The organism is Phyllobacterium sp. P5_D12 (genome assembly GCF_054049495.1).
Genome location: NZ_JBFUMG010000976.1, coordinates 1 through 1,035, shown reverse-complemented (window position 1 = coordinate 1,035; position 1,035 = coordinate 1). Strand labels below are relative to the sequence as shown.

The 1,035-nt window shown below is 56.0% G+C and carries 1 protein-coding gene; it reads left to right on the top strand.

The genetic code is table 11. From position 1 onward, the window contains the following. Positions 1–312: 312 nt before the first annotated feature. Positions 313–1,035 (top strand): class I SAM-dependent methyltransferase (locus ACXJ5O_RS28105; protein ID WP_457302779.1); only part of this gene is annotated, 723 nt, incomplete at its 3' end.

Sequence of the window (1,035 nt, the reverse complement as noted above, 5' to 3'; positions counted from 1 at the left end):
GGAAGACATAGTCCCTCGTACAATTTAATCTCTCGTCGTAGCCGCGCATCATCGCAGCTTCGAACCGATGTGGCACGCCAGCAGCGATACCGATAAACCAATTGAGGTCATCATCAACGATCACTTCACTTTCTTGTCCGATGGCATGGGGCCGACACATCTCCCTAGAAACAATCTCGTAGTTGAGCGATAATTACGGTGGCTAAACTGCCCGCCATGGCGCGCTGATCATCCCGGACCATGCCCGAGAGCGAGGCATGTTCTCCAGCTATACCACGCCATAGGGTGCGGTCGAATAGCATGGAGGTAATCATGAAGAAACTGGAGAACGCAGTAGCAAATCACTACGGCAGAGCGGGACTGCTGGAGGCCATTTTAGCTGGACTGAAGTCCCTTGGGGCTGATCTGGACAATCTCCAGCCCATTGATCTGGCACCAGTTGACGAGTTCCACACAGCCGGCCGGTTGACCACGGTTAAGGCGCTGAAGATGATGCCGCTCAAGGCAGGAATGCACGTGCTGGACGCCGGATGCGGCCTTGGTGGAACAGCACGGGTACTGGCGAAAGAATATGGGTGCCGTGTCACCGGTATCGATCTCACACAACAATATGTCGAGGTTGCCCAGGCCCTAACCGACCGGATGCAGCTMACTGGACAGTGCGCTTTTCAAGTTGGCAGTGTCACCTCGATGCCGTTTCCGGATGCTGTGTTCGATGCGGCCGTGAGTTTTCATGCGGCCATGAATATCCGCGAACGCGACAGATTCTACGCCGAATTGGCCCGCGTGATGYGGTCCGGCGCACCGCTATGCGTGTTCGACGTCATGAAGGGTCCGTCGCCAGGTATGATCTACCCCGAGCCGTGGGCCGAAACCGAGGAAACTAGTTTCTTGAGGTCCCCCGCGAAGACAAGTGACCTCCTCGTCGATGCCGGATTTCTTATCGAGAAAGAAGTCAGCCTGCGGGAGTTTGCGAGGCAATTCTTTCGAGAGGTCTTGGCGAAGGCTGCCAGTGCAAATGCTCCTCCACCCCTG